Source organism: Burkholderia sp. PR2 (assembly GCF_052372875.1).
Taxonomy (GTDB): Bacteria; Pseudomonadota; Gammaproteobacteria; order Burkholderiales; family Burkholderiaceae; genus Burkholderia; species Burkholderia diffusa.
The window spans coordinates 37,381-60,943 of the sequence record NZ_JBQRWH010000002.1 but is presented as its reverse complement, the minus strand read 5'-3'; the positions used below and the strand labels follow the sequence as shown (position 1 = coordinate 60,943).

19 protein-coding genes are annotated in these 23,563 nt (G+C 68.2%); 15 read left to right on the top strand and 4 right to left on the bottom strand.

Annotated elements, in window-relative coordinates; all coding sequences use genetic code 11:
- Positions 1 to 308 precede the first annotated feature (308 nt).
- The 14 genes from ACT2FV_RS11840 to ACT2FV_RS11775 all read left to right on the top strand — a co-directional run bounded on the left by ACT2FV_RS11840 (position 309) and on the right by ACT2FV_RS11775 (position 15,446).
- Positions 309 to 581, top strand: a complete 273-nt coding sequence (locus ACT2FV_RS11840; protein ID WP_444503943.1) for a ubiquitin carboxyl-terminal hydrolase 14 — start codon at positions 309 to 311, stop codon at positions 579 to 581.
- Positions 582 to 715: 134 nt separating this feature from the next.
- Positions 716 to 1,198: a VOC family protein gene (locus ACT2FV_RS11835; protein ID WP_444503942.1), complete on the top strand. Its 483-nt coding sequence runs from the start codon at positions 716 to 718 to the stop codon at positions 1,196 to 1,198.
- A 1-nt stretch (position 1,199) separates the two neighbouring features.
- Positions 1,200 to 2,426 carry an FAD binding domain-containing protein gene (locus ACT2FV_RS11830; RefSeq protein WP_444503941.1) on the top strand — a complete coding sequence of 409 codons (1,227 nt, stop codon included), beginning with the start codon at positions 1,200 to 1,202 and terminating at the stop codon, positions 2,424 to 2,426.
- Between the two features lie 82 nt (positions 2,427 to 2,508).
- A complete protein-coding gene (locus ACT2FV_RS11825; protein WP_444503940.1) occupies positions 2,509 to 2,868 on the top strand; it encodes a DUF485 domain-containing protein in 360 nt (119 codons plus the stop codon).
- Positions 2,865 to 4,508: a cation acetate symporter gene (locus ACT2FV_RS11820; protein WP_444503939.1), complete on the top strand. Its 1,644-nt coding sequence runs from the start codon at positions 2,865 to 2,867 to the stop codon at positions 4,506 to 4,508. The genes ACT2FV_RS11825 and ACT2FV_RS11820 overlap by 4 nt, the downstream gene beginning before the upstream one ends.
- A 40-nt stretch (positions 4,509 to 4,548) precedes the next feature.
- Positions 4,549 to 5,673 carry an amidohydrolase family protein gene (locus tag ACT2FV_RS11815; RefSeq protein WP_175817133.1) on the top strand — a complete coding sequence of 375 codons (1,125 nt, stop codon included), beginning with the start codon at positions 4,549 to 4,551 and terminating at the stop codon, positions 5,671 to 5,673.
- 174 nt (positions 5,674 to 5,847) lie between these two features.
- The gene (locus ACT2FV_RS11810) at positions 5,848 to 6,972 is read left to right on the top strand and encodes an FAD binding domain-containing protein (RefSeq protein WP_444503938.1); all 1,125 of its coding nucleotides are present in this window, start codon (positions 5,848 to 5,850) and stop codon (positions 6,970 to 6,972) included.
- Between the two features lie 415 nt (positions 6,973 to 7,387).
- Positions 7,388 to 8,668, top strand: a complete 1,281-nt coding sequence (locus tag ACT2FV_RS11805; RefSeq protein ID WP_444503937.1) for a c-type cytochrome — start codon at positions 7,388 to 7,390, stop codon at positions 8,666 to 8,668.
- Positions 8,665 to 9,165, top strand: coding sequence for a (2Fe-2S)-binding protein (locus ACT2FV_RS11800; protein WP_059606119.1), 501 nt, complete (start codon positions 8,665 to 8,667; stop codon positions 9,163 to 9,165). The genes ACT2FV_RS11805 and ACT2FV_RS11800 overlap by 4 nt, the downstream gene beginning before the upstream one ends.
- Entirely contained in the window at positions 9,165 to 11,426 is a 2,262-nt protein-coding gene (locus ACT2FV_RS11795; RefSeq protein ID WP_444503936.1) for a molybdopterin cofactor-binding domain-containing protein, read from the top strand. The genes ACT2FV_RS11800 and ACT2FV_RS11795 overlap by 1 nt, the downstream gene beginning before the upstream one ends.
- A 76-nt stretch (positions 11,427 to 11,502) precedes the next feature.
- Positions 11,503 to 12,420 (top strand): LysR family transcriptional regulator, encoded by a 918-nt coding sequence (locus tag ACT2FV_RS11790; RefSeq protein WP_059606109.1) that lies wholly within the window; start codon positions 11,503 to 11,505, stop codon positions 12,418 to 12,420.
- Positions 12,421 to 12,596: 176 nt separating this feature from the next.
- A complete protein-coding gene (locus ACT2FV_RS11785; protein WP_124627282.1) occupies positions 12,597 to 12,779 on the top strand; it encodes a hypothetical protein in 183 nt (60 codons plus the stop codon).
- 184 nt (positions 12,780 to 12,963) lie between these two features.
- Positions 12,964 to 14,181, top strand: a complete 1,218-nt coding sequence (locus ACT2FV_RS11780) for an MFS transporter (protein ID WP_174910929.1) — start codon at positions 12,964 to 12,966, stop codon at positions 14,179 to 14,181.
- Positions 14,182 to 14,333: 152 nt separating this feature from the next.
- Positions 14,334 to 15,446, top strand: coding sequence for an alkene reductase (locus ACT2FV_RS11775; RefSeq protein ID WP_444503935.1), 1,113 nt, complete (start codon positions 14,334 to 14,336; stop codon positions 15,444 to 15,446).
- Between the two features lie 86 nt (positions 15,447 to 15,532).
- On the opposite strand, the gene ACT2FV_RS11770 is transcribed toward ACT2FV_RS11775, so the two are convergent.
- From ACT2FV_RS11770 to ACT2FV_RS11760, 3 genes are all read right to left on the bottom strand, one after another.
- Positions 15,533 to 16,204: a phosphohydrolase gene (locus tag ACT2FV_RS11770; protein ID WP_444503934.1), complete on the bottom strand. Its 672-nt coding sequence runs from the start codon at positions 16,202 to 16,204 to the stop codon at positions 15,533 to 15,535.
- A 96-nt stretch (positions 16,205 to 16,300) separates the two neighbouring features.
- Complete coding sequence (locus ACT2FV_RS11765; protein WP_174920083.1) at positions 16,301 to 18,190, bottom strand: amidohydrolase; 1,890 nt, start codon at positions 18,188 to 18,190, stop codon at positions 16,301 to 16,303.
- A 164-nt stretch (positions 18,191 to 18,354) separates the two neighbouring features.
- Positions 18,355 to 21,252, bottom strand: a complete 2,898-nt coding sequence (locus tag ACT2FV_RS11760) for an ATP-binding protein (RefSeq protein WP_444503933.1) — start codon at positions 21,250 to 21,252, stop codon at positions 18,355 to 18,357.
- A 398-nt stretch (positions 21,253 to 21,650) separates the two neighbouring features.
- On the opposite strand from ACT2FV_RS11760, the gene ACT2FV_RS11755 reads away from it, so the two are divergent.
- Complete coding sequence (locus ACT2FV_RS11755) at positions 21,651 to 22,559, top strand: helix-turn-helix domain-containing protein (protein WP_151051542.1); 909 nt, start codon at positions 21,651 to 21,653, stop codon at positions 22,557 to 22,559.
- A gap of 39 nt (positions 22,560 to 22,598) precedes the next feature.
- Here ACT2FV_RS11755 and ACT2FV_RS11750 read toward each other — a convergent pair whose 3' ends face one another.
- Positions 22,599 to 23,540: an MBL fold metallo-hydrolase gene (locus tag ACT2FV_RS11750; RefSeq protein WP_444504265.1), complete on the bottom strand. Its 942-nt coding sequence runs from the start codon at positions 23,538 to 23,540 to the stop codon at positions 22,599 to 22,601.
- Positions 23,541 to 23,563: the final 23 nt, after the last annotated feature.

Below are 23,563 nucleotides of genomic sequence, written 5' to 3'. Positions count from 1 at the left end.
GAGCACGCGGCGCTTCAGGAAGTCGCGGATTGCGTAGGCCTCCTTGCTGTTCGGCAAGCCGATTACCTTGACATGCTGCGACTGAGTCATAAGCGCCTCCCGAAGATCGCCATGTCGGATCCCGGCCGGATGTCGCACCGGCCGCACTCGTGACTGTACGTCCTCCCTGCCCTCCGGGCCGACACGCTTAACAAGAATTAAGGTCCGCTCGCGACGCGACCGTCCACAATGAACCGTATCCAACCCCGCTCGCAGCTTCGCGCCGGCCGCGCCGCGAGCGATCTCCGGCGCCGGCATCGGAGCGGAAGATGGCCACGACCTGCACCCATCTCGGTGAAGCACGCATCCTGACCACCGATAAGGACTACTGCGAGGAATGCGTGAAGTCCGGCAGCCGGTGGGTGCATTTGCGCCTGTGCCAGACCTGCGGGCACGTCGGCTGCTGCGACTCGTCGCCGAATCGCCACGCCAGCCGTCACTTCCACGAAACGACTCACCCACTGGCGCGTTCGATCGAGCCCGGCGAGCGCTGGGTCTGGTGCTATGCGGACGACGTCATGGCCGGCGAGATCGCGACGTAGCGCACCGCGCACCGGCATCCGACACCGTTTCGGGCCTAGGGTTAACACGATTCGATTGCGGCTTTTTCTCACCGCTTTTTTCGACTAGTATTTATCGAACGATAACTTATCTCTCGATAAACAAGAGGTCCGCCATGCCAGTCTCCAGACTCGCGCACTACTCGATCCGCACGCTCGATCTCGAGAAATCGTGCCGCTTCTACGAACGTGTGCTCGGCTTCAAACGCGGCTATCGCCCGCCGTTCGACTTTCCCGGCGCATGGCTCTACAAGGGCGGCGACGAAGCCGATTTCGGCACGGTCCACATCATCGGCGTCGATCCGGCGAACCCCGACGGACTCGCGGCCTATCTCGGCGACAAGGATCTTCCCGCAACGGGCACCGGAACCGTCGACCACATCGCGTTCCTCGCGACCGGCGTCGAGGCGATGTGGGACACGCTGCGTGCCGAAAACATCGCGTGGCGCGACCGCACGGTGCCGAGCCTCGGGCTGCACCAGGTCTTCATCGAGGATCCGTCCGGCGTGACGATCGAGCTCAACTTCCCTGCCGCCGAGGTCGCCTGCCTGACACTTCCCGCCGCCGCTGCAACGGCCGGCGGCACCCACGGAGACTGACATGAACAACCGCACTTCGACGAATCGCAAGGCCGCCATCATCGGCGGTTCGCTGGGCGGCCTGTTTGCCGCGAATCTGCTGCTGCGCAACGGCTGGGACGTGGATGTGTTCGAACGCGTGCCCGAGGCGCTCTCGGGCCGCGGCGCCGGCATCGTCACGCACCCGGAACTGTTCGACGTGATGCTCGCCGCGGGCGTGCGCATCGACGCATCGATCGGCGTGAAGGTCGAATCGCGCATCACGCTGGCCGCGGACGGCACCGTGGAGTCGGAACGCACGCTGCCGCAGACGCTCACCGCGTGGAGCAAGATGTACCACGTGCTGCGCGCCGCGCTGCCCGACCAGCATTACCACTCGGGCGGCGTCGTCACCGATGTCGCGGACGGACCGGATCGCGCATCGGTCACGCTGTCCGACGGCTCGGTCGTGCATGCCGATCTCGTGATCGCGGCCGACGGATTCCGCTCCGCGATCCGCGAGAAATTCCTGCCGGATGCGCAGTTGCAGTACGCGGGCTACGTCGCCTGGCGCGGGCTGGTCGACGAAGCCGATCTGTCGGACGCGACCCACGCGACACTGTTCGATAAATTCGCGTTCGGCCTGCCGCCGCACGAGCAGATCCTCGGCTATCCGGTCGCCGGCCAGGGCAACAGCACGAAACCCGGCGAGCGCCGCTACAACTTCGTCTGGTATCGCGCGACTCGCGAAGCGTCCGACCTGCCGAACCTGCTGACCGACGAGACCGGCAAGCTGTGGGCGGGCGGCATTCCACCGACGCTGATCCGGCGCGACGTCCTCGCCGAGCTGGAAGACGCGGCGCACGCGCTGCTTGCGCCGCAGTTCGCCGAGGTCGTGGCGCGCGCGACGCAACCGCTGTTCCAGCCGATCTACGACCTCGAAGTGCCGAACATGGCGTTCGGCCGGATCGCGCTGCTCGGCGACGCCGCGTTCGTCGCACGGCCGCATTGCGGAATGGGTGTCACGAAAGCCGCCGGCGATGCGCTCGCGCTCGTCACGGCGCTCGCCACGCGCACCGACACGCTCGACGCGCTGTGCGAATACAGCGAAACGCGCACGGCATTCGGTGCCGCGATCGTGCAGCACGCGCGCCACCTCGGCGCCTACATGCAGGCGCAACTGAAGAACGACACCGAACGCGCAATGGCCGAGCGCTATCGCACGCCGGAAGTCGTGATGCGGGAAACCGCCGTTCCGCCGCGTTTCTGAGCGGGCACGGGCGCGGCGTGCGCGACGCGCGGCGCCCTCTGCCCGTTGCCCGGCCCGGATACCGAAACCACAAGGAGACACCGTGAACCACCCCATTCCGGCTGCCGCCGGCACCGCGCCCGACCTGGACGCGCCGGCGCAGGCCACGCATCCGCTGCTGCGCGATGCCCGCTTTCGCGATCTCGTCAGGCGCAGAAGGCTGTTCGCCTGGTCGCTGACACTCGTCATGCTCACCCTCTATTTCGCGTTCATCCTGACGCTGGCGTTCTCGCCGACGCTGCTCGGACAGCCGATCGTGCCGGACCGGCCTACGCCATGGGGCATCCCGATCGGGTTCGGCATGTTCGTCGCCACGTTCGCACTGGTCGCGCTTTACGTGTATCGGGCCAATTCGGTGTACGACACGATCGTCACGTCCATTCGTCACGGAGGCGATCAATGAAACGCCTGCTCCTCGCATCGATCTTCTTCGTCGTCGCCGCCGGCGCGGCACCGGCATTCGCGGCCGGCCCCGCGACGCTGGCGCACGGGCACAATCCGGTCGCGATCGGCATGTTCCTGCTGTTCGTCGCGTCGACGCTTTTCATCACGCGCTGGGCGGCGCGCAAGAACCACAGCGTGGCCGACCACTACGCCGCGGGCGGCAAGATCACCGCGTTCCAGAACGGCTGGGCGATCGCCGGCGACTACATGTCGGCGGCGTCGCTGCTCGGCATCTCCGCGCTGGTGTTCACGAGCGGCTACGACGGCCTGATCTATTCGGTCGGCTTTCTCGCGAGCTGGCCGATCATCTTGTTCCTGATCGCCGAGCCGCTGCGTAACCTCGGCAAGTACACGCTCGCCGACGTCGTGTCCTATCGCCTCCGGCAACGGCCGATCCGCGCGTTCGCGGCCTCGAGCTCGATCGTCATCGTGCTGCTGTATCTCGTGTCGCAGATGGTCGGCGCCGGCAAGCTGGTCGAGCTGCTGTTCGGCCTGAACTACACCGTCGCGGTGCTGTTCGTCGGCGTGCTGATGGTCGTCTACGTGTTCTTCGGCGGGATGCTGGCGACGACCTGGATCCAGATCATCAAGGCTGTGCTGCTGCTCGCCGGTGCGGCCTTCATGGCGATCATGGTGCTGAGCCGTTTCGGCTTCAGCCTCGATGCGCTGTTCGCGCAGGCGATTCTCGTCCATCCGAAACACGCGGCGATCATGCGCCCCGGCGGCCTGGTATCCGATCCGGTCTCGGCCGTGTCGCTCGGCCTCGCGCTGATCTTCGGCACGGCGGGCCTGCCGCACATCCGGATGCGCTTCTTCACGGTCGGCGACGTCAAGGCGGCCCGCAAGAGCATCCTCTATGCGACCGGCATCGTCGGCGCCGGCTACGTGCTGATCGTCATCATCGGCTTCGGCACCATCGCGCTCGTGGCGTCGGACCCGCAATACCACGACGCGTCCGGCGCGATCGCGGGCGGCGCGAACATGGTGGCGATCCATCTCGCGCATGCGGTCGGCGGCAACGTGTTCCTCGGTTTCATCTGCGCGGTCGCGTTCTCGACCATTCTGGCCGTGGTCGCCGGACTGACGCTCGCGGGTTCGTCGGCGATCTCGCACGACCTCTATGCGAACGTGCTGCGTCGCGGTCAGGCGTCCGATCGTGAGGAAATGCGCGTGGCCCGCGGGACGACCCTGGTACTCGGCGTGCTCGCGATCCTGCTCGGCATCGCGTTCGAGAAGCAGAACATCGCGTTCATCGTCAGCCTCACGTTCTCGATCGCGGCAAGCTCGAATTTTCCCGTGCTGCTGCTCTCGATCTACTGGCGCGGCCTGACGACGCGCGGCGCGGTGCTGGGCGGCCTGACCGGGCTCGCGACCGCCGTCACGCTGACCGTGCTGAGCCCGACCGTCTGGGTGCAGGTGCTCGGTCATGCGCACGCGGTCTATCCGTACGAATATCCGGCACTGTTCTCGATGGCGGCGGCGTTCGCCGGCGTCGTCCTGTTCTCCGTCACCGATCGCTCGGCCCGTGCGCAACGAGAGCGCGCGCAGTTCGACACGCAGCTCGTCGCATGCGAAATGGGCATGACGCAACGCGGCTGAGCCGCGCGATCCGAAAAATCGACACCCCATGAGAGACACCATGTTGAATTGCACCTGCTGCATGTCGCCGGCGCGGCGCCGCCTGCTCGGCGCGTTTGCCGCGCTCGCCGGTACGGCCGTCGCCGGACGCCCCGCATCGGCGGCCGACACCGCGAGCGCACCTGCCGCCGTGCCGCCGCACCGGCCCCGTTCGATCGACATCCACGCGCACTACTACCCGGAGAGCTTTTGCGACCTGGTCGGCGGCGAAGGCAAGCGCTTCGGCGGCGCGTTCACGTGCGACGATGCGTCGTTCACGTTCCGGACGCCCGCCGGCGGCCTCGGGCCGCTGCCGATGAAGTTCATCGACGTCGACGCGCGGCTCAAGGACATGGACGCATCCGGCGTCGACGTCCAGGCGCTGTCGCTCAGCGTGCCGATGGCGTACTGGGGCGACCGGCCGTTCAACGCGAAGCTCGCACGCGACTGGAATTCGGCCGCGTCGCGCGTCTACCAGCGGCACCCGACGCGTTTCGTCGTCCTCGCGACGCTGCCGATGCTGAACGCCACCGATGCGATCGACGAACTCGAGCGCGCGGCGCAGTTGCCGGGCGTGCGCGGGGTGTACATGGGCACCAACATCGACAACCGCGATCTCGACGATCCGCTGTTCGCGCCGGTGTTCGCACGCATCGAGCAACTGGGCCTGCCCGTGTTTCTGCATCCGCAGCAAACGGTCGGCGGCGCGCGGCTCGGCGATTTCTACCTGAGCAACCTGCTCGGCAATCCGTTCGATACGGCGATCGCGGGCTCGCACCTGATCCTGGGCGGCGTGCTCGACCGCCACCCGACCCTGCACGTCACGCTGCCGCACGCGGGTGGCGCGTTGCCGATCCTCGTCGGGCGCCTCGACGCGGGTTGGACCGCCCGCCCCGAAACGCGCCGGCTCGCGCAAAGGCCCAGCAGCTACCTGCGACGCTTCAGCTACGACACGGTGTCTCATTCGGGCCCCGTGCTGAACTTCCTGATGGAGAACGTCGGGGTCGACCGGCTCGTGCTCGGCAGCGACTACTGTTTCGACATGGGTTACGAGCAACCGGTCCGCTTTCTCGACCGCCTCGACCTGACGGCGGAACAGCGTTCGATGATCCTCGGCGGCAACGCGGGCAAGCTGCTGAGAATCTAGCGCGAACGTTCCGACCGGCGTTGCGTGGGCGTCCGACGACGCCTGCACGCTCGGCGCAGCCCGTTGCCGGACATGGCATCATCCGGCGAACCGTGAGGACTGGCGTGCGACGCCACGCATCACGAAAGCCGGCCGGCAATGCACGCTGCGATTCGAACACGGGAGTCACGCACGATGAAGATAGTCATTGCAGGCGGTTCGATCGCCGGCCTCGCGGCCGCGCTGACGCTCGATTGCATCGGGCACGACGTCACGGTCTGCGAGCGTTCGCGCACGCCGCTGCGCGGCCAGGGCGGCGGCGTGGCCGTGCTGCGACGCATGATGGCGTTTCTCGAACAGCATGGACGCCATTGCCGCCAGATGATCAGCGTGCCGACGCATCGGCGGCGCTGGATCGATCGCGACGGCATCGTCACGCGCGACGAACCCGAGATGCTGCCCTTCTCGTCGTGGGACGCCGTCTATCGCTCGCTGTGCGAGACGCTGCCGCGCGGGCGCATCCACTACGGCCGCACGGTCACCGGTTTCGACCAGGACGCGGACGGTGTCGACGTACACGTGGACGACGAACGCATTCGCGCGGATGTGCTGATTGCCGCCGACGGTTCCGGTTCGAACCTGCGCGCGCGCATCTTCCCCGGCTATACGCCATCGTTTGCCGGTTACCTCGCGTGGCGCGGCATCGTCGACGAAGCCGATTTCGACGCCGCCGCGATCGAGTCGCTGATCGAGAACATGACGCTGCACAAGGCGCCGGGCGAGCTGTTCATGGCGTTCCTGATTCCCGCGCTCGACGGCTCGCTCGCGCCGGGCGCGCGCCGCTTCAACTGGCTGTGGTATCGCAACGAAGCCGATCCCGACGCGCTGCGCCGCCACCTGACCGATCGGAACGGCAACGTCCATCACGCGTCCGTGCATCCGGGGCAGCTTGCCGACGACACCGTCGCGACGCTGCGGCAACTCGCCGGCGAACGGCTGCCTGCCTCCCTGTCGCAACTGGTGCTCGCGACGCGCGCGCCATTCAACCAGGCGATTTTCGACGCATTGAGCCCCGGCTTCGTCGACGGCCGCGTCGCGCTGATCGGCGACGCGGCCTGTACCGTGCGCCCCCATACGGCGTCCGGCACGTCGAAGGCGGCGAGCGATGCCGTGTCGCTCGCCGAAGCGCTGCCGGCACACGCGACCGACGTCATCGCGCGCCTCGCGCAATGGTCGACGCGGCGGCGCGAGGAAGTGACGTCGCTGCTCGACAAGGGTCCGCAACTTGCCGCGGCGTTCGGTCTCGGCACGCCGCGCTGACGCATGAACGCAAGCGCCGGAACGGTTCGTGCGCCCGTTCAGAACGTTTCAGCGCAGCTTCAGGAAATGGCGTCGGCGCCCGCGTAGACTGCCTCCACCAACGAGCGCGCCGGCCACGGCCCGCGCGCGGCCCCCATCCCTGGAGTAACGACATGATCTCCGCCGCGAATCGCTGCCGCCGAGCAGGCCCGACATGGCCGAATCGATCGGCGATGCCGCACCGCCAGCCGGCGGCGCCGACCGGACCGCACGTCGCGAGCGCACGCACGCCGGGCCGCACATGTGGGTCCGTCCGACTCGGCAACCGGATCTGCGGTACCGCGTGCAATCGTCACGAGAACGCACGCGGCCGACGCGCCGTCCATTGCCCCGCCTGTCGAATGACGCCGGACGAACCGGTCCGCATGGAGCGCGCATGAAGCACAAACGACTCTGGTTCAGCGCGGCAGGCATCGCGATCATCGGCCTGGCGGCCGCGATCGGCATCATGTATCGGCCGTCGATCGCGCCGATCGATCCGCCGGCCCGCGCGTCGTTCGATCCGCAACTGATCAAGGCCGGCGCACGCGTGGTCGCGCTGGGCGACTGCGTCGTCTGCCACACCGCGAAGGACGGCAAGCCGTTCGCCGGCGGGCTGCCGCTCGCGACGCCGTTCGGCACGATCTACGCGACCAACATCACGCCGGATGCCGACACCGGCATCGGCCGCTGGTCGCAGGCCGCCTTCGCGCGCGCGCTGCGCAGCGGCATCGCCCGCGACGGCCATCCGCTCTACCCGGCCTTTCCGTACATTCACTTCACGCGGATGTCCGACCAGGACATCGCGGCCGCGTACGCGTACCTGATGACACGCGAACCGGTTCAAGCGAAGACGCCGGCGAACGACCTGATCTTCCCGCTCAACTTCCGGCCGCTGGTCGCGTTCTGGAACATCCTGTTCCTGCGCGAAGGCGCGTACCAGCCGGACCCGTCGCAATCCGCGCAATGGAATCGCGGCAAGCTGCTCGTCGACGGCCTCGGACACTGCGCGTCGTGCCATTCGCCGCTCAACGCGATCGGTGGCGAGGAAGCAGGCAAGGCGTTCGACGGCGGCATCGTCGACGGCTGGGAAGCCCCGCCGCTCAATACGCTCGGCAACGCGGTCCACCCGTGGACGCAAGCGCAACTGGTCACGTACCTGCGCACCGGCCGCGCGAGCGAGCACGGCGCGGCCGCCGGACCGATGCTGCCCGTCACGCGCGATCTCGCGACGGTGCCGGTCGAGGATGTCGAGGCCATCGCGGCCTATATCCTGTCGATCCAGAAGCCGGCCGCCGCACGGCCCGCGACGACCGTCGCCGAACGCCATGCGACGACACCTGCCGGCCAGCGCGGCGCGGTGCTGTTCCAGGCGTCGTGCGCGCAGTGCCACGGGCCGGCATCGCCGATGCAGTCGATCGGCGAGCGGCCGACGCTCGCGTTCAGCACGGCGATCGCCGCCGACACGCCGCGCAACGCGATCCAGATGATGTTCAACGGGATCGGCTGGCATGGCGAGGACACGCTGAACTACATGCCGTCTTACCTCGACCAGTACGACGACGCGCAGATCGCGGACCTCGCCGCATACATCCGCGAGACGTACTCCGATCGCCCCGCGTGGAGCGGCATCGATACCCTCGCCGCGAAGCTCAGAAAGGAGGACCGCACGCAATGATCACCCTCACCGTGAATGGCGTGCGGCACACGCTCGACATCGATCCGTCCACGCCGCTGCTTTACGCGCTGCGCAACGACCTTCACCTGCACGGCGCGAAGTTCGGCTGCGGCCTCGGGCAATGCGGCGCGTGCACCGTGATCGTCGACGACAAGCCGATGTTCTCGTGCCTGATCCCGGTGGCCGCGATCGGCGAGCGCCGCGTCAGGACCATCGAAAGCCTCGGCACCGCAGAGCATCCGGGCAAGCTTCAGCAGGCGTTCATCGATCATCAGGCGGCGCAGTGCGGTTATTGCATCGCGGGCATGATCATGCGCGCGCAGGCGCTGCTCGAACGCAACCCGAAGCCGACCGAACGCGAGCTGCGCACGCACATGGAACCGAACCTGTGCCGTTGCGGCACCCACATGCGGATCCTGGCGGCCGTGCGCCAGGTCGCCGGGCTGCCGGAGCCGGAACCGTCTGCCGCGCCCGTCATGATCAACAAGGAAATCTGATGAACGCACCCGACGACATCGACGAAGGCCGCCGGCACTTCATGGTTTCCGGTGCGCTCTTCGTCGCGTTCACCCTCGCGCCGGCCGCGCGCGCGCTCGCCGAGGTCGTGATCGCGGACGAAGGCGCCGCCGTCCACGTCGCCAAGGCCACCGAAACGCTGGCCGGCAGCCTGAAGACCAACCCGCTGCTGGACGCGTGGATCAAGATCGCGCCCGACGGCAAGGTCACCGTGTTTACCGGCAAGGTCGAGCTCGGCACCGGCGTGCGCACCGCATTGCTGCAGGTGGCCGCCGAGGAGCTGAACATGAAGCCCTCGCTGATCACGTTCCTGACCGCCGACACCGGCGCGTCGCCCGACGAAGGGCTGACGGCCGGCAGCCACACGATGGCGGACAGCGGCTCCGCGTTGCTGAACGCCGCCGCGCAGGTGCGCGGGCTGCTGGTCGACGGCGCTGCGAAGCAGTTCGGCGTCGATCCGCGCACGCTGACCGTCGCGGATGCCGTCATCAAGGCGCCGGACGGCCGCACGATGCGCTACGCCGACGCGGTGCGTACCGTCGACCTGCACCGCAACGCCACGCCGACGTCGCCGCTGAAACCGCCGGCCACGTTCGCCGTGATCGGCACGTCGCTGCCGCGTGTGGACATTCCGAACAAGGTCACGGGCGGCGTCAGCTACGTTCAGGACATGGACCTGCCCGGCATGCTGCATGCACGCGTCGTGATGCCGCCGGTGTACGACGCGACACTGCTGTCGTTCGACGAAGCCGCGATCCTGAAGATGCCGGGTGTCGTGCGGATCGTGCGCAACGGCAGCATGCTCGCGGTCGTCGCGCAAGGCGAATGGCAGGCGGTCGCCGCGCAGCGCGCGCTGTCCGCCGGCTGCCGCTGGTCGCCCGGCCGGGCGCTGCCCGATCGCGCGACGGTCCACGCGGACCTGAAGCGGATCGCGACGCAGCGCATCGAGATCGCCAACACGCGTGCGCCGAGCGCGCCGGCGACGAAGACGCTCTCCGCCACGTTTTTGAAGAACTATCTGCTGCACGGCTCGATCGGGCCGTCCTGCTCGGTCGCCCATCTCGAGAACGGTACGCTGACCGTGTGGACGCACTCGCAGGGCGTTTATCCGCTGCGCGACGCGCTCGCCGAGATGCTGTCGATGCCGAAGGCGAACGTGCGCTGCATCCACACCGAGGGCTCCGGCTGCTACGGGCACAACGGTGCGGACGACGCGGCCGCGCATGCGGCGCTGATCGCGGCCGCGATGCCCGGCAAGCCGATTCGCGTCCAGTGGATGCGCGAGCAGGAACATACGTGGGACCACTTCACGCCGGCGATGATCACCGAGCTCAGCGCGTCGCTCGACGCGAGCGGCCGCATCGTCGACTGGAACTACGCGCTGTGGAGCAGCTCGCATAACGAGCGCATCGTCAATGCGGGCCGGCTGCTGCCCGCACGCATGCTCGAGCCGCCGTTCGTCTCTGCGCCGTCGACGCCGATGCTGCAGCCCGAGGGCGGCGGCGATCGCAACGCGATTCCGCTTTACGCACTGCCGAACATGCACATCGTCAACAACTTCTCGCCGACGATGCCGCTGCAGACGTCGGCGATGCGCTCGCTCGGCGCGCACACGAACGTCTGGGCGATCGAAAGCTTCATGGACGAGCTCGCGCACGCCGCCGGCGTCGATCCGGTCGAATTCAGGCTGCGCCACATGCAGGATCACCGCGCGAGCCAGGTGATCCAGCTCGCCGCCACCAAATTCGGCTGGCCGCGGCCGCCGCGTGCACGCAATCGCGGCGTCGGCTTTGCGTTCGGCAAATACAAGAACCTGATGGCCTACGTCGCGATCGCGGTCGAGGTGTCGGTCGTTCCGGAAACCGGCCAGGTGACGCTCGAACGTGCGGAAGCGGCCGTCGACGCCGGCCAGATCGTATCGCCCGACGGCATTCGCAACCAGATCGAGGGTGGCATCATCCAGTCCGCGAGCTGGACGCTGTACGAGGCATTGAAATACGATACGCAACGCGTGCGCAGCTTCGACTGGAGCAGCTATCCGATTCTCCGCTTCGGCGCCGCACCGCAAAGCATCAAGGTGCATCTGATCAATCGTCCGGGCGCACCGTTCCTCGGCGCGGCCGAGGCGTCGATGGGCCCGACCGCGGGCGCGCTGGCCAACGCGATCTTCGACGCGACCGGCCAGCGCCTGCGCGAAATGCCGTTTGCCGGTGAAGGGCTCAGGAAACGCATCGACGCGTAGCGGCATCACACGACCACAACAAATCGCGCCGGCACGAACCGGCGCGGGCAACAAACAGGCTGGAGATTTCTGAACGATGGATACCTTGCTTTCGATGCGCGTGTTTACGCGCATCGTCGAGACGGGCAGCTTCACGCGCGCGTCGGACACGACCGGACTCACGACACCGCGCGTGTCCGCACTGCTGAGCACGCTCGAACAGCATCTCGGCTGCCGGCTGCTGAACCGCACGACGCGCCGCATCTCGCTGACCGAGGACGGGCAGGCCTATTACGAACGCTGCGTCGGCGTGCTGCGCGAGATCGACGACATGGAAGCGGCCGTCTCGCAGGCGCGCAACGTGCCGCGCGGCCGGCTGAAAGTGAACCTGCCGCCGGCCATGGCCAAGCAGATCATGGTGCCCGCCCTGCCCGAGTTTCTCGCCGCCCATCCGGGCATCTCGATCGAGCTCGGCGTGACCGATCGCCAGATCGATCTCGTCGGCGAGGGTGTCGATTGCGTCGTGCGGATCGGCGCGCTCGACGATTCGGGGTTGGTTGCGAAACGGATCGGCAGCCTGACCACCTGCACGTGCGCGGCCCCGGCGTATCTCGAACGATGCGGCGCACCCGAGACGGTGGACGATCTCGCACAGCACGTCGCGGTCAGCCACATCTCGGCCGATACGGGCCGCCCGCGGTCCTGGGACTACGTCGTCGACGGCGAAACGCGGATCATCCAGATGTGCGGCACGGTCGCGGTCAACGACGCCGACACCTACATCGCGGCCGGCGTCGCGGGCATCGGCCTGATCAAGACCTCGCTCTACCTGGTCGAGCCATATCTGCAATCGGGGCGCCTGCGCGAGGTGCTGACCGATTTCAACACGCCGCCCCGGCCGATCTCGATCCTGTATCCGCCCAATCGGCATACGCCCGTCAAGCTCAAGGTCTTCGTCGACTGGCTCGCGGGGCTGTTCGCGCAGATTCCGACGCTGCAGGGCAAGCGCGGTTGAAGCCGGTAGTCGAAACCCGCCGTTGAAACCGATCGTCCGCGCCGCCGCGCGCACCGCATGAATCAAGTGAATTAAGACGCGGTTTAGGACTATTCAGTCCGGTCGATCCAGACTCCTCTCATCGGGCTTCGCGATCCGCGACATCCGCGCCGGAGGCCCGTTTCGAGAGGCGCATCATGAAGATCGCGATCGCCGGCGGTTCCATCGCCGGCCTGGCCGCCGCCGTCACGCTGAATGGCATCGGCCACGATGCCGTCGTCCACGAGTGCCGCGACCGGCCGTTGCCCGACCCCGGCGGCGGTCTCGCCGACGCCGGCGTGCGGTTAGCGACCGATCTCGGCCTCGCCGCCCACGCATGAACCCGCCCACGGTCCGCCCCCTTTGCGTGCCGCGCAATGCTCGATTGCGTCCCGGACGTATTCCCTTGTTATCGATCGATCAATAATCTTGACGGCAATGCGGCTGCTTCCGCTTCGCCGCGACGGCAATCGTAACGCCCGCCCGATGAACGGGCACCCGACATCTCTTTTCAAGGAGTCGACCATGTCAGCAGAATCCACCCCGGTTGCGGCCCACGGGCACGCGACCAAGCTCACGCAGGGCCTCATCCTGCTGTTCGCGTTCAGTTGCGGCGCGATCGTCGCGAACCTGTATTACGCGCAACCGATCACCGAACTCATCGCGCCGAGCCTGCACATGTCCGGCGAAACCGCGAGCCTCATCGTGTCGCTGACGCAGATCGGCTACGCGCTCGGCCTGTTCTTCATCGTGCCGCTCGGCGACCTGCTCGAGAACCGCAAGCTGATGATCGTCACGGCCGTCGTGTCGATCGCGAGCCTCGCGGCGGCCGCGGTCGTCCAGACGCCCGGGCTGTTCCTCGCGATTTCGCTGCTGGTCGGCTTCAGCTCGGTTGCCGTCCAGATCCTGGTGCCGCTCGCCGCGCACCTCGCGCCGGATCATTCGCGCGGCCGGGTGGTCGGCACGATCATGAGCGGGCTGCTGCTCGGCATCCTGCTCGCGCGTCCGCTGTCGAGCGTGGTGGCCGACGCGTTCGGCTGGCGCTTCGTGTTCGCGGCCGCCGCCGTGCTGATGACGCTCGTGACGGCCGTGCTCGCGCTGACGATCCCGTCGCGCCAGCCCGATCATCGCGCGACCTACTTCGAACTGATCGGCTCGCTGCTGCATCTGGTCCGCACGATGCCGGTGCTGCGCCATCGCGCGTTCTACCAGGGCCTGATGTTCGCGTCGTTCAGCCTGTTCTGGACCGCCGTGCCCGTCGAGCTGACGCGTCACTACGGGCTGTCGCAATCGGCCATCGGCCTGTTCGCGCTCGTCGGTGCGATCGGTGCGACGTCGGCGCCGGTCGCGGGCCGCCTCGCGGATGCCGGCCATACCGTGCGGGCAACGCTGATCGCGCTGGTCGCCGGCACGCTGTCGTACGCGGTTGCGCTGATCCACGGCGCCGGCCTGTATGGCCTCGTCGTCACGGGCATCGTGCTCGATTTCGCAGTGCAGATGAACATGGTGCTCGGCCAGCGCGAGATCTACGCGCTGCATGCGGCGAGCCGCAACCGCCTGAACGCGCTGTACATGACGAGCATCTTCGTCGGCGGCGCGGTCGGCTCCGCGCTCGCGAGCCCGCTGTACGAGCACGGCGGCTGGCCGCTCGTCGCCGCCGTCGCCGGCGCGTTCCCGATCATTGCGCTTGCTCACTACCTCGTGATCGGGCGTCCGCACGCCGAACGCCACGCACAAGCCTGAACCAGCGCCGGCACCGGTTCACCGCGAATCCCGCCCGGGCCGTTCGCGCGCCGGAACGCTGCCGGCACGACACCGGCATCCCAACCGAACTTTCCGCAGGGCCCGTCGGACGATACGCGCCGCCGCCCTGTTCCACGCAAAAGGAATCCATCATGTCTTCCCTGCTCAGCCACTACGATCTGCACGGCCTGCCGCTTCCCAATCGTGTCGTGATGGGGCCGATGACGCGCTCGCGCGCGCCGTCGCGCGGCCAGCCGACCGGACTCATGGCCGAATACTACGCACAGCGCGCGTCCGCCGGCCTGATCGTCACCGAGGCGACCAACGTCAGCCCGGCCTCCGCGTCGTTCGAACTGACGCCGGGGCTCGTCACCGACGAGCAGGCGGCCGGCTGGAAGCAGATCACGGACGCGGTCCATGCGAACGGCGGTCGCATCTTCGCGCAGCTGTGGCACGGCGGCCGGGTCAGTTCGCTGGCGCTGCTCGGCGGCGACGCGCCGCTGTCGCCGTCCGGCGTCAACGACGATCTCGAGCAGTTGCAGGTGTGGGCGCAATTGCAGAACGGCTATTACACGAAGATTCACGCGACGCCGTCGCGCGCGATGACGACGGACGAAGTCGCCGCAACGGTCGGCGAATTCCGCCAGGCGGCCGTCCGCGCGATGGCAGCCGGCTTCGACGGCGTCGAGATCCACGCAGCCAACGGCTACCTGCCGCACCAGTTCCTGTCGTCGACGCTGAACCGCCGCGACGATCGTTACGGCGGCTCGGTCGCGAACCGCGCGCGCTTCCTCGAGGAAATCGTCGACGCGGTCGGCGGCGTGATGCCGCTCGACCGGGTGGGCGTGCGCATCTCGCCGTACGCGAAGTACAACAACGTGCGCGACGCCAATCCGGATGCGACGTATGCGTACGTCGGCCGCATGCTCGACGAAGCCGGCGTCGCCTACGTGCACGCGGCAGACACCAACGGCTGGAGCGGCGAGCCCGATCTGCCGCGCATCGTCGAGAACACGCGCAAGCACTTCGGCGGCACGCTGATCGTCAACGGCGGCATCGCGCCGGATGCCGCGAATTCGCTGATCGATGCGGGCGACGCCGATCTCGTCGCGTTCGCGCGCGCGTACATCGCCAACCCGGATCTCGTCGAACGCCTCGCGGCGAATGCGCCGCTCGCGACGCCGAAGACGGTCGGCTGGTATGGCGGCGACCGCGCGGGATACGTCGACTACGCGCGTCACGACGTGGCGGGCCGGACCGCCTGAGCCCGCACCGGCGGCCGCCCGGCGCGACAATCGCCGGGCCGCCCCGACGGCCGACGAAACCGGCCGGATCGTCCGGAACAATCCCTTCAGGCGTCTTTCCAGCGCGCGCCCAGCACGCGTCCGCAGAAATTCGGCCGGTGAAAATCCGGATCGGCCCGCTCGAGCACATCCGCGCTCCACGTGCCGAACGTCGTCGCCGGCCGGTGCGCGACCCCGCGTGCGATCGCGTCGAGAAACGCGTCACCGAACCCGTCGCCGCGCGGATACGCGGCGAGCAACGCCCGCCGCTCGTCGGCCGAATACGCGTCGAAGTCGGTTGCCATCAGGTCGGTCGCTACGGCGGACGCCAGCGCACGCGCGAGCGGCGACATGCGCGCGGCCACGCCGGGCGTCGTATGCAGTGCGATCGCGCGCCACACGTCGTCGCGCATGCGCTGCGACGTCTGATGGCGCAGCAGGAATGCCTGCGCGGCATCGGCGCTGTCGAGCTCGTAGCGCTCGGTCGAGCGGCCATACGCGGTGCTCAGTCCCATGTTCGCGTACATCGCGGCCACGTACAGCGCATCCGCATCGAGTGTCTCGCCTGCCCGGCGCGCAGCCAGCGACGCGAGGACGAACACCCGGCAAGCGTGATCGGTGATCACCTGCGGTAGCGACGCGCATGCCGCTTCGACGGCGTCGATCGCCATCGGCGTCCGGGGAATGCGGACGCCGGCGACTTCGTCATCGGCCCGTGCGCAGGTGTGCGCAGAACTCATCTCGTCTCCTTCTGCCCCGCGCCGGGGGCGAATAATCATCCATTCATCGCGCGACACGTGCCAGGGTAGCCGGCCTGCCCGTTGACCGACGCCATCCTAAAACGCGAGACCGGGTTGACCGAATGCTTCGCACTGCTCGACAGCCTCCATCGCTGCCACATGAAGGCGCTGCGCGAAACGACGCCCGCGACCGCGCGCGAAACCGGCGTCCGGGCCGTCGCCGGCCGCCGCGCGCGGCTGCGCCGACGCGGCCGGACGACGTTGGCCGATTCCGCCGGCGCCGCCGAATTCGGCCACCGGCGACCATGCGGGGCTGACCGGCAGCGGCGGCGGCGCGAGCGGCGCGAACTCGTCGTCTGCATGCACGACCTTGCCGTCGACGACCGTCAGCACCGACGACAGCGACTTGATCCGCGGTTCGTCGATCGTGAAGTAGTCGTCCGTCAGCACCGCGAAATCCGCATACTGGCCGGGCACCAACGCGCCCTTGCGATCGTCCTCGTTCGAGAACCATGCACTGCCGACCGTGTAGCGGCGCAGCGCTTCCATCCGGCTGAGCCGGTTGCGTTCGGGATAGAGCGCCGTGCCGCCGACGGTGCGCCCGGACACCATCCAGTACAGCGACACGAACGGGTTGTAGCTCGCGATGCGCGTCGCATCGGTGCCCGCGCCGACCGGCAGCCCGGCCGCCAGCATCGCGCGGATCGGCGGCGTGCGCGTGGCCGCTTCCGCGCCGTAGCGCGCAATGAAGTACTCGCCCTGGAACGCCATCCGGTGCTGGACCGTCACGCCGCCGCCGAGCGCGGCGATGCGCGCGATGTTCGCATCCGAAATCGTCTCGCAGTGATCGAAGAACCAGCGCAGCCCGTCGAACGGCATGTCGCGGTTCACGGCTTCGAGCACGTTCAGGAAGCGGCCGATCGATTCGTCGTAGGTCGCGTGCAGCCGGAACGGCCAGCGATGCCGCACCAGCAGCCGCACCACCGAGGCCAGTTCGGCCTCGAGCACGTCGGGCAGATCGGGGCGCGGTTCGAGAAAATTCCCGAAGTCGGCCGCGGAATACACCAGCAGTTCGCCCGCGCCGTTCATCCGCAGGAACGCGTCGCCGTCGCCGGGCTTCGCCAGCGTCACCCAGCGCGCGTAGTCGTCGAGTTCGCGTCCGGGATGCTGCACGAACAGGCTGTATGCGATGCGCACCGTCAGTTCGCCGCGCTTTGCGAGCGCCAGGATCGCGCCGTAGTCGTCCGGAAAGGCCTGGAAATCGCCGCCGGCGTCGATCGCGCTCGTCACGCCGAGGCGGTTCAGTTCGCGCATGAAGTGCCGCATCGAATTCATCTGGTCGTCGTGACCGAGCTTCGGGCCCTTCTCGAGCGCGGTGTGCAGGACGGCCATGTCCGGTCGCGCGATCAGCATGCCGGTCGGCCTGCCGAGACGATCGCGCTGGATTTCGCCGCCGGGCGGATCGGACGTGTCGCGGCCATAGCCGATCGCGCGCAGCGCGGCCGCGTTCAGCAGCGCGCTGTCGCCCAGGTGCATGATGAACACCGGCGTGTCGGGCGCGATCGCGTTGAGCTCGGCCACCGTCGGCCCGCGCTTCTCCGCGAACTGGAATTCGGTCCAGCCGCCGACGACGCGCACCCACTGCGGCGCCGGCGTGCGCAGCACCTGGCGGCGCAGCATGGCGAGCGCATCGGCCAGCGTCGGCACGCCGTCCCAGCGCAGTTCCAGGTTGAAATTCAGGCCGCCGCGAATCACGTGCAGGTGCGAATCGTTCAGCCCCGGGATCACGGTGCGGCCGTTCAGGTCGATGCGAAGCGTGTCGGCGCGCGCGTGGCGCATCACGTCGGGCCCGCTGCCGGCCGCGAGGATCCGGCCGTCCTTCACCGCGAGCGCGGTCACGAACGACTGCCGGTCGTCCTGCGTCGCGATCTTGCCGTTGTATACGATGAGGTCCGCCGATTCCGCGGGTTCCGTCGCCTTAAGCACCGTCCTGCCTCCTGCTTGCGCCCAAAGCCGGCATACGGCCGCACGCGGCAGGCACCCGGACTGACGATACACGGACCATCCACTCCCCCTTGAACATTGAACGATCGGACCGGCAGGCCGCGGCGCGATGGCGCGGCGGCGTCTTGCACGGGCCCGGCGCGCCGTTACGCCACCTGCTGCATCGCATCCGCCGCCTCGTGCCGCATGCGCGTACGGGCCGTCGACGGCGTCGTCTCCGGGCGAACGAAGTTCTGCACGCGTGCCAGCCGGCGAACATCGAACGCGCGCGATTGCGGATCGAAATGCCCTGGCAGATTGGCCACCAGCGACGAAGCCTGCGCGGTACGCCCACGCTCGATCAGGTGATCGGCGAGATCCAGCATGCCGCGCAGCGCCCACATGGCTGCCCCTTGCCCGTTCGCGGTATGGATCCCCATCAGCAGATGACGGTGCCCGTCGGCTTCACAGGCGATCGCGAGGTCCGCATCGGCGGTGCGGGCCTGTTCGAGCATCGCGAGCCCCCGGGCGCGCAACAGTTCGGGCACGAACAGATGCTCGCCGTGCGCGCGGCAGCGCGCGAGCGTCGCGTCGAGCTTCGTGCATGCCTCGGCCGCGCGGCCCGTGCGCGTCAGTCCTTCCGCGTACGCGACGGTCAGCGGTGCGAGCGCGCGCCGGAATCCGCTCGTTTCGATGCGCCGCAGCGCAGGCTCGAGCCGCGCGAGACCGGCACCGGGGTGCCCGGTCTGCATGTCGAACTGCCCGGCCAGACATTCCGCGTGACTGAGCCAGATGTCGAATCCGTTCGCCTCGGCGGTCGATCGCAGCGTGCCGAGATAGTCGGAAATCACGTCGTGATCGCCATAGTGCAATGCAATCGGCACGGCCGCGGCGCCGAGCACGACGCACAACGCCAGCCCCGCCCCGGCGCGGCGCGCGCATTCGACCGCCTGCGCCGCCAGTCGCATCGCATATTCCGGATCGCCCTGCATCCACAAGAGCCGCGTCAGCATCGTCCGGCCGAGCGTCGCGACGTCGATCCCCAGCGCTGCCTCCGCGCACGGCGGTTCGCCGGCCTCGGCCAGCTCGTCCGTCGCCGCCTCCAGCCGCTCGCGCGCCTGCGCATGCTCACCGAAGTAATGCAGCGAGGTCGCGACCATCGCGTTCGCCAGCAGCCGCTGCGACCGGTCGCCCCGCCGCTCGGCGGCGCGCTCGAAGCGCGTCGCGTAGCGCAACGATTCGTGGATGTCGGAGCGCGTCAGCATCGTGTTCCACAGTCCGACCAGCGCACGCGCGTCGAATGCCTCGTCGCCGATCCGGCCCGCGAGCGCGAGCGTCCGCTCCCACATCGCGGCGGCCGTATGCGTATCGCCATCGGTATGCAGCAGCGCCGCCGCATAAGCCGCGCGCAAGCGCATCTCGCGCGTCGCGTCGACGGACGCGGCCCCCCCGGCCTCGATCGCGTCGAGCGCTCGCCGCGCCGGTATCGAACATTCGCGCATCCGCGCCGGCGCCAGCAACGCGAGCGCCAACGCGTCCGCCTCCAGCTCCAGCGCCTGCGGCTCGGCCGCCACAGGCTCGCGCGGTGCCGGCGCACCGGCGGCCGGACGCAGGCTCGCGAGGTCCGCGGCTTGTGCCTGCGTCTGCATCCGTGCTTCCGCCTGCTCGCGCTCGTACCGCGCATGACGCTCGGCGATGGCGTCGAATTCGCCCTCGTTGTGCAGCTTTTCGAGCGCATACGCGCGCGTCGATTCCGTCAACCGGTAGCGCGCCTGCGCGCCGTCGAACTCGACGGTCACCAGCGACTTCGCGACCAGTTCGCCGAGCACCGCGATCATCTCGGCGGCCGACATGCCGGGCTCCATCGCAACCTCGCGGGCGGCATCGAACGTAAACGGGCCGATGAAGCACGCCATCCGGCGAAACAGCGACCGCGTGGCCCCATCCAGCAGCACATAGCTCCAGTCGAACGTCGCCCGCAACGTCTGGTGGCGCGGCAGCGCCGAGCGCAGCCCGCCCGTCAGCAGGTTCAGCCTGTCGTCGAGACGGGACGCGACGATCTCGAGCCCGAGCGTCGCGACGCGCGCGGCAGCCAGCTCGATGGCAAGCGGCAGCCCGTCGAGACGCCGGCAGATATCGCCGATCAGCCGGATGCCGGCCGGATCGACCGCGCAGTCGGGCGTGGCGGCACGAATCCGCGCCAGGAACAGCTCGACGGCCGAATAGCGCTCGATCTCGTCAACGGATGCACCGCCGTCCGGCACCGCCAGCGGACTCACGCGAAACACGGCTTCGACCGAGATATGAAGCGGTTCGCGACTCGTCACGAGCACACGCAGCGATGCGGCGCGCGACGTCAGCGTATCGACGAGGTCGGCAACCAGATCGACGATGTGTTCCGCGTTGTCGAGCACGAGCAGGCCTGGCGACGCGGCGAGCGCATCGCCGATCGGGTCGATGCCCGGCAAGTCGTCCGTCTCGAGTCCCAGTTCCGCGGCAATCGCGAGCAGCACGTCGTCGCGCGTCGCGGCACTCGCCAGCGCCACGAACAGGACGCGCTCGCCGGACCGGCTGCGCAGTTCGTGCGCGACCCGCTCGGCCAGGCTCGTCTTGCCGATGCCGCCCGCACCGACCAGCGTGACGACCGGCGCACGTTCGATCATGGCGACGATCTGCTCGATCTCGGCCTGACGTCCGACCAGCGGAACCGGACGGGCAGCCACGACGGCGTCGTGCGGCAACGCGGTCGCGCGCGGCGGCGCCTCGTGTGCGACGGCGGGATTCGCGATCAGCAGGTAACCGCGGCCCGGCACTGTCTTGATCAGGTCGCGGTTCGCGCCCAGCGCCTTGCGCAACGTCGCGACATGGACCTGCAGGCGGTTCTCCTCGACGATCAGGCCGGGCCAGACGGCATCCATGATGTCGTCCTTCGACACGACGGAACCGTTGGCGCGATGCAGTACTTCCAGTATGTCAAGCGCGCGTGCGCCGATACGCAACGACGCGCCGTGGCAGCGAATGTCTCGCTGCTCGAAATCCACCGACAACGTCCCGATCTGGATCATGGCCGCCTCCAGGTTCCCCACGATGACCGCCATGTGAACACGGCAGTTCACCGGGGCGGGAGTGCGCACCCGGCCAGCCCTACGGGCCGGGTGCGATATCTCAAAAAGTGGGCCGAGTGTAAACGCCGTATAAATAAAAATCTTGAAGGAAAATGCACTGGCGACCTCCGCATGGGCACGCCCCCGAACCCGCGTCGCGCAAATACAAATGGGGCAACATCGACCGGAATAGCGCCTTCGCGCGCGTGCAGGGCCGGCGCGGCACGGATCGGTTCGCGGCAAGCATTTCGTCAGCCAGCGGACATTTATTCAAGTTATCTTGGGGGCTGCCGGACGCACCGTATAAACTGCGCGTAAAAATGCCCTCGCGCCGTACCCAACCGAAGGATTGTTCCGCCATGCAAGTCCCCCTCGTCGCGCCACCCGCGGCGCCGCCGAAAGACACGCTCGGATGTCTGTCGAGCCTGCTGTCCAAGGATATCGAAAGGTCGGTCGGCGGCCTGAAGCTCCATCGCAAATGCATGCGCGACGAGCAATTCGAGCGCATCGAGATGGCGGCCAGCGATCGCGGTTTCCTGATCGGCGTGTCGCTCAATGGCGGGCACCGGCGCACGATCTACGGCGGGGCCGGCAAATCCGAGCGGCAGTTTCAGCACAACTCGATCTACATTCGCGACTTTTCCCGGAATTTCCGCGCCGACCTGTACGGCAAGTTCGACTTCGTGCTCGTCGAGCTGTCGCACAGCTACCTCGACCGCCTCGGCCGCGAGCACGACGGCACGGAAATCGGCGGGCTGACCTGCGCGCCCGACGTGCAGGACGCGGTGCTGGGCCATCTCGCGCACGCCGTCGCCGACAGCCTCGACGCGCCCGGCGCGCTGAATACGCTGTTCGTCGAGCAGATGGGCCTCGCGATCGGCACGCATCTGGCATGCCGCTACGGCAATACGCGCGCGCGCGACCTGCAGCGCAAGGGCGTACTCTCGCCGGCCAAAGCCGCGCTCGCCAAGGAGCTGCTGATGGAAAAGGCGGATCTCGGCGTGTCGATCGAGGAGGTCGCGAGCGAATGCGACCTGTCGCGCGGCTATTTCATCCGTGCGTTCTCGCGAACGACGGGACGCACGCCGCATCAATGGCTGCTCGAACAGCGCGTGATCCGCGCCCGGCAACTGATCGAGACGACCGACATGACGCTCGCGGAAATCGCGGTCGCCTGCGGCTTCTCGGACCAGAGCCACCTGAATCGCGTGTTCGCGCGCATCGTCGGCCATCCGCCCGGCGCATGGCGGCGCGAACTGTCGCGCTGATTCCGTCACGCGCGGCCACTGCTGCCGCGCGCCTTCGCGTCATCGAAGCGGTGTCGTGTCGTAGTTGACCGGCACCCAGTCATACTGCTCCCCATCCCTGCGCAAATGCCCGAGCCCGGGAAACGCGATGTGCGCGGCACCGACCAGATAACGCTTGTTCGCGACGCGCTTCAGCGTATCGCGCCGGGTGCGGCGCGCCGTGTCGGCATCGCTGTCGTACTGGACGGTCGCGTCCGGATCCTGCAACTGGATCGCCGCGACGTGCACGATGTCGCCCCACGCGAGCAGCCCGGCGTTGCCGCTCTCGATCAGATAGGCCGTATGGCCCGGCGTATGACCGGGCATCGGCACCGCGCGAATGCCGGGGGCGAGCGTCGCTTCGCCGCGAAACGTCTTGAAGCGCCCGGCCGCGACGTACGGCGCGACCGACGCGGCCGCCGCATCGAAAAACGACGCGAGGAACGCCGGCGCCTGTGCCTTGTTGTCCGGATCGAGCCAATAATTCGCCTCGACCTCGTTCACGCGGACGACCGCATTCGGAAAGGTCATCCTGCCGTTCGACACGATGCCGCCGACGTGATCCTTGTGCAGGTGCGTGAGCAACACTTCGTCGATCTGCTCGGGCGCATAGCCTGCCGCACGCAAGTTGGCGAGCAGCTTGCCGCAGCAGTCGCCGTACAGCACGCCGGCGCCGGTATCGACGAGAATCCGCTTCGTTCCCGTATCGACCAGGAACGCATTGATCGACCCCTGTACCGGCGGTTCGAGAAACGCGCGATCGAGATCGCGCCGGATTTCGGCCTTCGACACATCGCGGAAGACCGTATCGATCGGAAACGGATGCGTGCCGTCAGACAGCGCGACGATCTGCAGATCGCCGAGCTTCTGCCGATAGAAGCCGGGGGCCTGGTCTCCGCCGCCCGGCTCTGCGGCGAACGCGACCGATGCGAGGATGCCGAAGCACCACGCGACGAGCAGCATGCCGCCCGCGCGCGTGCGCCAAT

Excerpts from the sequence above, each read along its gene's own strand:
- ACT2FV_RS11780 (WP_174910929.1), top strand. The coding sequence starts at position 12,964 with ATGTCAGCAGAATCCACCCCGGTTGCGGCCCACGGGCACGCGACCAAG.
- ACT2FV_RS11840 (WP_444503943.1), top strand. The coding sequence starts at position 309 with ATGGCCACGACCTGCACCCATCTCGGTGAAGCACGCATCCTGACCACC.
- ACT2FV_RS11805 (WP_444503937.1), top strand. The coding sequence starts at position 7,388 with ATGAAGCACAAACGACTCTGGTTCAGCGCGGCAGGCATCGCGATCATC.
- ACT2FV_RS11815 (WP_175817133.1), top strand. The coding sequence starts at position 4,549 with ATGTTGAATTGCACCTGCTGCATGTCGCCGGCGCGGCGCCGCCTGCTC.
- ACT2FV_RS11800 (WP_059606119.1), top strand. The coding sequence starts at position 8,665 with ATGATCACCCTCACCGTGAATGGCGTGCGGCACACGCTCGACATCGAT.
- ACT2FV_RS11770 (WP_444503934.1), bottom strand. The coding sequence starts at position 16,204 with ATGAGTTCTGCGCACACCTGCGCACGGGCCGATGACGAAGTCGCCGGC.
- ACT2FV_RS11750 (WP_444504265.1), bottom strand. The coding sequence starts at position 23,540 with ATGCTGCTCGTCGCGTGGTGCTTCGGCATCCTCGCATCGGTCGCGTTC.
- ACT2FV_RS11785 (WP_124627282.1), top strand. The coding sequence starts at position 12,597 with ATGAAGATCGCGATCGCCGGCGGTTCCATCGCCGGCCTGGCCGCCGCC.
- ACT2FV_RS11760 (WP_444503933.1), bottom strand. The coding sequence starts at position 21,252 with ATGATCCAGATCGGGACGTTGTCGGTGGATTTCGAGCAGCGAGACATT.
- ACT2FV_RS11810 (WP_444503938.1), top strand. The coding sequence starts at position 5,848 with ATGAAGATAGTCATTGCAGGCGGTTCGATCGCCGGCCTCGCGGCCGCG.
- ACT2FV_RS11790 (WP_059606109.1), top strand. The coding sequence starts at position 11,503 with ATGGATACCTTGCTTTCGATGCGCGTGTTTACGCGCATCGTCGAGACG.
- ACT2FV_RS11835 (WP_444503942.1), top strand. The coding sequence starts at position 716 with ATGCCAGTCTCCAGACTCGCGCACTACTCGATCCGCACGCTCGATCTC.
- ACT2FV_RS11775 (WP_444503935.1), top strand. The coding sequence starts at position 14,334 with ATGTCTTCCCTGCTCAGCCACTACGATCTGCACGGCCTGCCGCTTCCC.
- ACT2FV_RS11820 (WP_444503939.1), top strand. The coding sequence starts at position 2,865 with ATGAAACGCCTGCTCCTCGCATCGATCTTCTTCGTCGTCGCCGCCGGC.
- ACT2FV_RS11795 (WP_444503936.1), top strand. The coding sequence starts at position 9,165 with ATGAACGCACCCGACGACATCGACGAAGGCCGCCGGCACTTCATGGTT.
- ACT2FV_RS11830 (WP_444503941.1), top strand. The coding sequence starts at position 1,200 with ATGAACAACCGCACTTCGACGAATCGCAAGGCCGCCATCATCGGCGGT.
- ACT2FV_RS11755 (WP_151051542.1), top strand. The coding sequence starts at position 21,651 with ATGCAAGTCCCCCTCGTCGCGCCACCCGCGGCGCCGCCGAAAGACACG.